Below are 8,675 nucleotides of genomic sequence, written 5' to 3' on the forward strand. Positions count from 1 at the left end.
TAGTGTGATTGACAATTTCCACGGCGTTAGTCGAGTATGAGAGCGGAAGAACCAGCGGCGCTAAAAGAGGGCGTATCGAGGCCTCAGCTTCCCAGAATGACGCGCTCCCTCGCCATCGCGGTCGTTACCTGATCGACTTAGCGCGACGGAGCCTGCCGAATTTAACGTCTTCATCGAGCTTTCAGTCATTCATATTATTCCGCACATCATAGCGGACCGCCTTATCGGGACAGAAGCCTTCGTTACTTGTCTCGTACCCTGCTATTGCCTCCTTGTTGATTTTCCATTCGGACAGCAATTGCAGTTGCAGTGCGATGCAGCGAGTCAAGGTGCTGCGCGGCGATCTGCGTGACAGTGCGAACGCCTTGTATCCATACGATCGTAATGCAGCCCAAAACGGTATCGCCGCTCAGGATCGGTACCGCGATCGCATTGAGTCGGTCATCCAGCTCGGCGCGCGACCTGTCGTAGTCACCTCCGAATGACTCTTCGCGCACGCCGTAGCCCATACGCCGGGCTCGCTGAAGGACGGCATCGAGGGAGGCTGGATCGCGCGCCAGCGAGTCTCCAGGGCGGCTGCTTCGACGAAGCCCCGCCACAATGTGCTCCCGCTCCTTGTCAGGACAGAAAGCCAGAAACGCGCGACCAATGGCCGAACGCAGCATATTCACACGGACGCCAATGCGGTCACGACGAATCATGAAATAAGACTGCGAGCGGTTGGTCTCACACAGCATCATCCTTGTGCCGCTGCGCACCGCCAAGTCCGACGGCCAAAGAATGGCCTGCTGCAAGCGATGCAGTTCCGATGCGGCGCACTGCGCAAGCCGATTGGTCGCGTCCGACGTGTGCTTTGTCGCGTCTGCCGAACTGCCGGGGCAGAAAAAACCGTCGGCAATCCGCCGCCAGACCAACTGGCGTCGTTCGAGCGTGACTAGTAAACGCAACAGCGTGGCCTTCGGGAGGCCGGTGTACAGGTGAAGTTCGTGCAGGCTCGCGCCGTTGGTCTCGCGGACCACGTCCAGTACCGTCAATCCCTTATCCAGCGCAGCAATGGTCTTAACTTTCGGTGTCCACATGGTGTTTACTCTGATGGGTTTCACACGGTGAAACTTTAGCAAAAGTCACTTGAGTAATACAGGCCGAAAAAATATCGTTAGTCCGACGCGTTCCCCTAGAGCGCTCAATACACGGAGACAAAGATGCAATACCCGCCCCGTTCGCCGGTGCGCAACGTACTGTTCATCATGGCCGATCAACTGCGGCGCGACTACCTGTCGTGCTATGGACATCCGACGCTGCACACGCCTCATCTGGATCAGCTTGCCGCACAAGGCGTGCGTTTTGACAACGCGTATGTGCAGGGACCCGTCTGCGGCCCGTCGCGAATGTCGTATTACACTGGACGTTACGTGACCAGCCACGGTGCGGTCTGGAATTTTGTGCCGACTTCGGTGCGAGAGTTAGGGCTTGGGGACTATCTGAGGCCGCATGGCATTCGCACTGCGGTTGCCGGCAAAACGCACATGGAAGTCGATTCTGCCGGCATGGAGCGGCTCGGCATTGATCCCCGCAGTGAACGTGGGGTGCTGGCGGCGGAACTGGGCTTCGAGCCGTTCGAACGGGACGATGGATGCTGGCCACCGGGTTTTGTGAACGAGCACAATCAGTACGCTGCTTTTCTTGGGCGCCACGGGTATCACAGCGACAACCCCTGGCACGACTTTGCCAACTCGGCCGCAGGCCCTCGCGGAGAAATCCTGTCGGGTTGGGAAATGCGCCATGCTCACCTGCCGGCGCAGGTCAAGGCGGAGCACGCCGAAACGCCCTACATCACGGGTCGCGCAATTGACTTCATCAGCGCCCAGGGAGAGGCACCCTGGTGTCTGCACCTCTCGTATATCAAGCCGCACTGGCCGTATGTCGCGCCGGCGCCGTATCACAACATGTACACGGCGGACGACGTCGTGCCTGTCAAGCAGCACACGGCCGAGCGCGGAGAGCATGCGCATCCCGTGATGCAGGGTTTCCAAAGCTTCTCCGGAGCGGGGAACTTCTCCCAGGAGGCCATCCGGCGTCATGTAATTCCCGCCTACATGGGGCTGGTCAAGCAACTCGACGATGAAATCGGTCGCCTGATGGCATACCTCAAGGAAGCGGGCCGTCTGGACGACACCATGATCGTCTTCTGCAGCGATCATGGGGACTACCTGGGGGACCACTATCTCGCAGAGAAAGAACTGTTCCACGACACCGTCGCACGCGTGCCTTTCATCATTTACGATCCGCGACGCGAGGCCGATGGCACCCGGGGTACTGTCCAATCACGCCTGGTCGAATCGATCGATGTCGTCCCCACGATCCTTACCGCACTCGGGGTGGAACCGGACACGCACATCCTCGAGGGCCGCTCGCTGCAGCCACTTCTGCACGGAGAAAAAATCGAGAGCTGGCGGGACGCGGCCTTTAGCGAGATGAATTATGCGTTCCGCGATTTTGTGCGCCTCCCCATCGGGCAGCCTGTCGATCGCTGTCACGGTTATATGGTGCGCGACGAACGCTGGAAGTGTGTGTTCTTTGATGATCTCCGTGCGCAGCTATTCGACCTGGAAAACGATCCGGATGAATTCCACGATCTGGGCGGCGACCCCGACTATGCGGGAGTGCGTGAGCGGGCGCGCGAGCGGCTGTTTGACTGGCTACGTCACCGCAAGATACACCCCACCGTCAGTTACCAGCGCATGTCCGCCTGGACACGCAAGGAGCAGGAAGCCGGCATTCAGATCTGCGCCTGGTAGCTGAAGCACTTCCGGCAAGGGCCAAACAGGCATCCGGGAAAAAATACAACACAAGGAGACGTCGTGATTAAACGCATTCTGTTGCGATGGGGACTGTGCGCCCTGTCGCTTTGCAGTGTCCTGTATCTACCGTCGGCCTGGGCTTCGACTACGTTGGTGATCAACACCTATCTGCCGGTGCAGCACCCGATCAATACACGGCTTCTGAAGCCCTGGGCGGCGGATGTGGAGCGGGTGACGCAAGGGCGGGTCAAGGTTGTCTTCCCACCTGCAAGCATCGCGGCGCCTCAACAGATGTGGGAGGCGGTCACTGGTAGCGTGGTGGATGGCGCCTATATCTTCAATGGAAATTTCTATCGGCAGTTGCCGCTGATGCAGATCACACACCTGCCCCTCGGGTCCGCATCAGCGCAGTCGATGTCGCTCGCCTTGTGGGAAACGTATCAGGACTTCTTCAAACCTGCCGACGAATACAAGGACGTTGAACTGCTGGCCCTATTCGTCATCCCTGCCGGTCAGATATACGGCTTGAATCATCCGATCGATTCCGTTGCGGACTTGCGGGGCAAAAAAATTTGGGCTGTCCCAGGGGTTGCAGCCGAGGTCATGGAGTCTGCTCAAGCCGGTGTCATGTCGACTCCGGCCGCGAAGATGAGCGAGATCGTGGCCAGTGGCATGGTGGACGGTTTTGCCGGCATTCCAGAAATGGATGCCTCCGCACTGAAGGTCATCCGTTACGCAAAATTCGAAACCGTGGTACCGGGAGGCCTGACGTCTCCCAGCTTTTCCCTGATTCTCAATAAACAGAAGTGGCAGGAGATTTCACCGCAGGATCGTGCCGCTATCGCTGGTGTGTCGGGGGAAGTATTCGCACGTCGTCTGAGTGCTCTGGATCAGATCAACTCGAAGGCCTTGAAGAATGCTGAAGCCGACGGCCTCAAGGTCAGCGTCGCATCGCCAAAGTTCGTGAAGCAGTTGCGGCAGATCGCGGCACCCATTGAAAACGCGTGGATAGAGCGTGCCGCGGCGTCACACGTTGACGGGAAAACGGCGCTCGCCTTTTATCGACATGCAGTTGAGGTGACTAAAAAATGAGCCTGGAGATCAATATGCTGGAGACCAACGTTTCGTACGTGACCAGCGAAGGCAAATGGATCAGTGGGGCTGAGCGGGTGTTGCAGGGCATCGTCGCCGCCGCGATCCTGTTCATCATGGGGCTGACGTTCACGGATGTCTTCATGCGGTATGTGGTTTCGTCCCCGATCAAGGGCGGCTCGGAGATGGTCCAGTTTGCCATGGCGGTCCTGATTTTTGCGGCGTTTCCGCTCGTGACCTACCACGACAAACACATCAACGTGAGTATCCTGCACGGCAAACTGCGAGGCGTGAGTGGCTGGCTTCATCGCCTTGTCATCCTCCTGTTCAATGTGGCGACCTGTTTTGCCATCGCCTGGCAACTGGCGCGGGAAGGGCATTACCTGAGTATCAGCGGCATGTCGACGATGGTACTCGGCTGGTCGCTCGCTCCGCTGAGCTATGTCATGTGCGCCCTGTCGGTCGTTTCTGGACTCGCGGCGCTGACCCTGACGGCGGCACATATCCACGGTTTTCGCAGATCTGTTTTGGGAAGGTCGGTATGACACTCGCACTTCTGGGTTTCGCCACGGTGCTGATCCTCGCGTTCGTCGGCATTCCGCTGGGCTTTGCGATGCTCACCGTCGGCGCCGGTTTCTTTGCACTCATCCGGGGTTTCGATCCTGCCATGATCATGGCAGGACAGACGATTTCAGCGCTGGCGGCGAATGACGCCCTCTCGGTCGTGCCGATGTTCATCCTGATGGGCACGTTCATTTACAAGGCGAATCTGGCGGAAGAGCTGTACGACGCAGCCTATTCGCTACTCGGTCATCGGAAAGGCGGCCTGGCTTACGCCACGGTACTCGCCAGCGCCGGCTTCGCTGCCATTTCAGGCAGCTCGATTGCCACCGCCGCCACCATGACCAAAGTGGCTATGCCGCAGATGCGACGTCATCGCTATGCAGATAGTCTCGCCAGCGGCTGCGTTAGCTCGGCGGGGACTCTGGGTGCGCTGATTCCACCCAGTGTGCCGCTGTTGATCTACGGCATCATCACCCAGCAGGACATTGGCAAGCTGTTTGCTGCCGGTATTACGCCCGGCATTCTGTTAGGGCTGCTGTTCATGACCGCCATCTGGTGGACGGTCCACCGCAATCCGGCCAAGGGGCCGGCCGGCGATTACTCCGACTGGCATACGCGACTCAGGCGGATCTCCAAGGTCTGGGGTGTACTGGCTTTGTTTGTCGTCGTGGTGGGTGGACTGTACAGTGGCATCTTTACGGCGACCGAAGCCGGCGGTATTGGCGCCACCGGCGCGCTGATCTTCACTGCGCTGCGTGGGAAGCTGGACCGCCGCGTCCTGCTGGAATCTCTGGTCGAGGCGGGGCGAACCACCGCGATGATCTTCATCATCGCCTTTGGCGGTCTGGTGTTTGCCAACTTCGTCACCTTGTCCGGTCTCACCACCACCCTGGTGACATGGATCCAGTCGCTGCACCTGCCGACAATCGGCGTCATTCTGATCATCGTACTGATTTATGTGGTGCTCGGCTCCGTGATGGAAGCCGTCTCCATGATGCTGCTGACCGTGCCGGTCTTTGCCGCAGTGGTGCAGCCACTGGGTGTCGATCTGATCTGGTTCGGTATCTTTATCGCGATGATGATCGAGATCGGCCTGATTCATCCGCCGGTCGGCATGAATGTGTTCATGGTGAAATCCGTAATGCCGGATCTTCCAATCAGGACGATATTCATAGGCACCATTCCGTTTTTGATCGCGAACATCTTCGCTTTGGCGCTCATCATTATTTTCCCGGTGATTCCGCTCTGGCCGCTAAAATTTATGCATTGATAGAAGGCACAGTAACCCGGACCACGCTTTCTCCTGATTGTGCGGTCCAGGCGGATGCCTCGACAGATAGAAGATTTTAAGAAAGTGGAGACGACGTGCAATATATAAAATCTGTAGTGCTAACTGGATTCATAATGATGGAGATTGTTCGCCCCTGCGCTGCGCAGAGTAGCGTGACGATGTATGGGCTACTTCAGAACGCATTCGAGGAATACCACGTTAGCGGCGCGAATGCATCAAGTGCGGTAAGCAATCCGGCCAGCAATACCAGTCGACTGGCGACGTACGGATCGTTCTTTGGCCTGCAGGGCAAGGAAGATCTCGGCGATGGACTGAAAGCGATTTTCCAGCTCGAGAGCTATGTCTTTCTGAACGGTCAACAGCCGGCCGGATTCAATCCGGTGAATTCGCGCAATACGCGCGTCGGGCTGGAGAGCCAGCAATATGGCACGGTGTTCTTTGGCGTGTGGGACACCCCGTTCCGGGATCTGTTGAGTCGCGTGCCGTTTCCCGGTACCACGCTCGATGCAGGACAGTTGCTCGGCAATGGCATTGGCAATACCGTCGGTAATGCACAGGTGCCAGCGTCATTTGAGCGCCGGCAGACCAATACAGTGGCATATTGGTCACCCGTCATCCATGGTTTCCAGGCTCGCATCCACTATGCACTGAACGATGGATCAACCGGCAGCAATGGGGCACATCTGCTCTCGGTGCGTGGCTCGTATACCGGTGGCCCGTTCACAATCATGGCCGCTTACGAAACGCATCACGACTATGGCGGATTGGATACCAACGACCGGGGCTTGGCACTTTATGGCGATGCGACCATCGGACGGGGAAAGCTGGGGGCGGTTTTCACGCAGCTATCTTACGAACGCGCGGTAAGCGGTGGCGAAGAGACCCTTCGGGTCAACAACTGGACGTTGTTCGGTAACTACCTATTCGGGTCCAGTGGCATCAACGTGGCGTTTACGCGCGCCGGCAGTGGCAGCGGCAGTCTTAAGGGGCTAGCATTTTCGCCGACGGGCCAGGTCACCGTGAATCCGGCAATGTTTGCCGGCCAGGCGACGAGTGGCGGCGGAACGGGTGCCAACATGTACGAAATTGGCTACGACTATTATCTTTCCAAGCGCTCCACGCTTTTTGCAAACCTCATGTATCTGAAAAACGAAGAACATGGATCATATGCGCCCTTTGGTGCTGTGCCGGCGACGTCCGGCGCACTGGGTCTCAGTGAGACCGTCCTCGCATTGGGGATGGTAACGCGTTTTTGACAGGCATTCGTTCTGGCGATTGCTGTCGTGGCCTGCCGGGATGTGACTGGCGTCCGGCGTGACCGGTGACACATTCCATGCCGGCTTATCTGGACCGTCAGGCATGTCTTTCGCACACAACGAGCCGGCGGCGACCGCCGGCATCACTCAACAACCTCGTGGGTATCACGGTGCTCTCCTTTCTGCTGACCCTACCCGGTAAGCGGCTCACGACGGCCGGTCTCGATTTCGCACGCGCGCGAGGCATGGTGATGACCGGGAGAGTTACGGGTAGATCGGGTGAGATCCTGTCCATGATCGTCGATCATGGACAGGATCGATCTGGATCGGTCGCGTCAGGCATCAGGAGGCGGCGGGCTGGTCTGTTGCGGAGCTTGTCGGTTACGCGCCAGGGCAGGAGTTCGTCGATGCGATTGATTTTATGCTCAGCTATGTGAGTCAGTACGAAGTCCAGGTAGGCACGCGGAATGATGCCGTTCAACTTGCAGGCGCCAATCAGCGAATACATCGCGGCAGCCCGCTTACCTCCGCTGTCGGAGCCGACGAACATGTAGTTTTTCCGGCAATGGAATTATGTGCATTGCCGGAATAATGCGCAGCCAGAAATTATGCGGAGTCCGTCACTGTCGAATAATGCCATGCGAGTCGCCGAAGCGATCCGCAAGGATTCGCGGTTCGGCGAGCTGCACATAATTGCAACGACTCTAGGAACCGCAGGATGCGGTCCGGTGGTCGATATCGACGATTCTTTACTTGCGGCGGCTGAATCCTGCTCAGCGCTCGCTCCTTCATTGTATCCGTCAGCGGAACTCGTCGGCGTAGTTCTCCGCGGCTAGATGTCGACGATTTTTCGCAGTAAGGCGTAGGAAACACGCCAGTGACCATCGGTGTCATTGACGGCAATCGAGGCCGTCTTCGCATTCAGCCGAACGATGATGCCGACGCGTTCGCTCAGGTGCTTGTCGGTGAAGCCGACTGTGTCGCCGATGAAGAACTCTTCGCGCTGTGTTCTCGACGGCGGTGCCGGTTCGACGTGAGGCTGACCAGTTGAAGTTTGCGGGATGATGATCGCCGCATAGAGCACGCCCCACCGGCGTCGCGTCGCGCTGTCCTGAACCACCGCCTGGGTTTGCCGGAGTTCAACAATCGTGCCTTGTGCCGGCGGACCAAGCGGGTTGTCGCCAATGTAGTTGACTGCCATCCCCAGATGGAGGCGTTGACGTATTTCGAGAATGCGGCGGGGATCGTCAAGCATTTTTCCGATCGCAAGATAGAGGCGATAGAGCTCGGCGCCAGGCGCCTGGCGAAGCGAGTCTGGAATGTCCATGTGCAGAGGTGTTTTAGCGGGCGAGCGGCAGCAATTCGTGCACGCGATTGACGGGATACGACGGCAATTGTTCGAGCGTTCGCTCAAGCCACGCGTAGGGTTCGACACCGTTCAGGCGAGCCGTACCGATGAGTGAGTACATCGTTGCAGCTGCACGGGCGCCGCGAGGAGATGCCGCAAACATCCAGTTCGACCTTCCGAGGGCAATCGGCCTGATCTGCCGCTCAAGCGCATTATGCCGACTCCCCGATTATGCCGCGTCGTGCATGCCCGTGATGGAGGGTATGGCCTTTCACGATCGCCGTGTCGGCATAAACGTATGATTTCTCAGGCTGGCTATCGCG

8 protein-coding genes and 2 pseudogenes are annotated in these 8,675 nt (G+C 58.1%); 5 read left to right on the forward strand and 5 right to left on the reverse strand.

Annotation, left to right across the window (positions count from 1 at the left end):
• Positions 1-242: 242 nt before the first annotated feature.
• Positions 243-1,079 carry a helix-turn-helix domain-containing protein gene (locus KHO31_RS31200; RefSeq protein ID WP_211624976.1) on the reverse strand — a complete coding sequence of 279 codons (837 nt, stop codon included), beginning with the start codon at positions 1,077-1,079 and terminating at the stop codon, positions 243-245.
• Positions 1,080-1,202: 123 nt separating this feature from the next.
• Between KHO31_RS31200 and KHO31_RS31205 the strand changes: the two genes are divergently transcribed.
• The 5 genes from KHO31_RS31205 to KHO31_RS31225 all read left to right on the forward strand — a co-directional run bounded on the left by KHO31_RS31205 (position 1,203) and on the right by KHO31_RS31225 (position 7,004).
• Positions 1,203-2,798: an alkaline phosphatase family protein gene (locus tag KHO31_RS31205; RefSeq protein WP_211624978.1), complete on the forward strand. Its 1,596-nt coding sequence runs from the start codon at positions 1,203-1,205 to the stop codon at positions 2,796-2,798.
• Positions 2,799-2,861: 63 nt separating this feature from the next.
• Complete coding sequence (dctP, locus tag KHO31_RS31210) at positions 2,862-3,893, forward strand: TRAP transporter substrate-binding protein DctP (RefSeq protein WP_211624980.1); 1,032 nt, start codon at positions 2,862-2,864, stop codon at positions 3,891-3,893.
• Positions 3,890-4,438 (forward strand): TRAP transporter small permease, encoded by a 549-nt coding sequence (locus KHO31_RS31215; protein ID WP_211624982.1) that lies wholly within the window; start codon positions 3,890-3,892, stop codon positions 4,436-4,438. Before dctP ends, KHO31_RS31215 begins: the two co-directional genes overlap by 4 nt.
• A 26-nt stretch (positions 4,439-4,464) precedes the next feature.
• Positions 4,465-5,727 carry a TRAP transporter large permease gene (locus tag KHO31_RS31220; RefSeq protein ID WP_236071564.1) on the forward strand — a complete coding sequence of 421 codons (1,263 nt, stop codon included), beginning with the start codon at positions 4,465-4,467 and terminating at the stop codon, positions 5,725-5,727.
• Positions 5,728-5,861: 134 nt separating this feature from the next.
• The gene (locus tag KHO31_RS31225) at positions 5,862-7,004 is read left to right on the forward strand and encodes a porin (protein ID WP_211624986.1); all 1,143 of its coding nucleotides are present in this window, start codon (positions 5,862-5,864) and stop codon (positions 7,002-7,004) included.
• Positions 7,005-7,339: 335 nt separating this feature from the next.
• Here the strand turns inward: KHO31_RS31225 and KHO31_RS31230 are convergent.
• The 4 genes and pseudogenes from KHO31_RS31230 to KHO31_RS40110 form a co-directional block, all read right to left on the reverse strand.
• Positions 7,340-7,566, reverse strand: a pseudogene (locus tag KHO31_RS31230) (transposase domain-containing protein); the annotation flags it as partial.
• Positions 7,567-7,836: 270 nt separating this feature from the next.
• Positions 7,837-8,259, reverse strand: a complete 423-nt coding sequence (locus KHO31_RS31235; RefSeq protein WP_236071566.1) for a hypothetical protein — start codon at positions 8,257-8,259, stop codon at positions 7,837-7,839.
• 85 nt (positions 8,260-8,344) lie between these two features.
• On the reverse strand, positions 8,345-8,473 hold the full coding sequence (locus tag KHO31_RS31240; protein ID WP_211624990.1) for a transposase domain-containing protein: 129 nt from the start codon (positions 8,471-8,473) through the stop codon (positions 8,345-8,347).
• A gap of 24 nt (positions 8,474-8,497) precedes the next feature.
• Positions 8,498-8,554 (reverse strand): annotated as a pseudogene (locus KHO31_RS40110) (hypothetical protein); the annotation flags it as partial.
• Between the last annotated feature and the right edge of the window lie 121 nt (positions 8,555-8,675).

This window comes from Paraburkholderia domus (assembly GCF_905220705.1).
Classification (GTDB): domain Bacteria; phylum Pseudomonadota; class Gammaproteobacteria; order Burkholderiales; family Burkholderiaceae; genus Paraburkholderia; species Paraburkholderia domus.

Bases quoted from the DNA above. Each gene is read 5' to 3' on its own strand.
- KHO31_RS31205 (WP_211624978.1), top strand. From the start codon at position 1,203: ATGCAATACCCGCCCCGTTCGCCGGTGCGCAACGTACTGTTCATCATG.
- KHO31_RS31235 (WP_236071566.1), bottom strand. From the start codon at position 8,259: ATGCTTGACGATCCCCGCCGCATTCTCGAAATACGTCAACGCCTCCAT.
- KHO31_RS31225 (WP_211624986.1), top strand. From the start codon at position 5,862: ATGATGGAGATTGTTCGCCCCTGCGCTGCGCAGAGTAGCGTGACGATG.
- KHO31_RS31200 (WP_211624976.1), bottom strand. From the start codon at position 1,079: ATGTGGACACCGAAAGTTAAGACCATTGCTGCGCTGGATAAGGGATTG.
- KHO31_RS31215 (WP_211624982.1), top strand. From the start codon at position 3,890: ATGAGCCTGGAGATCAATATGCTGGAGACCAACGTTTCGTACGTGACC.
- KHO31_RS31240 (WP_211624990.1), bottom strand. From the start codon at position 8,473: ATGTACTCACTCATCGGTACGGCTCGCCTGAACGGTGTCGAACCCTAC.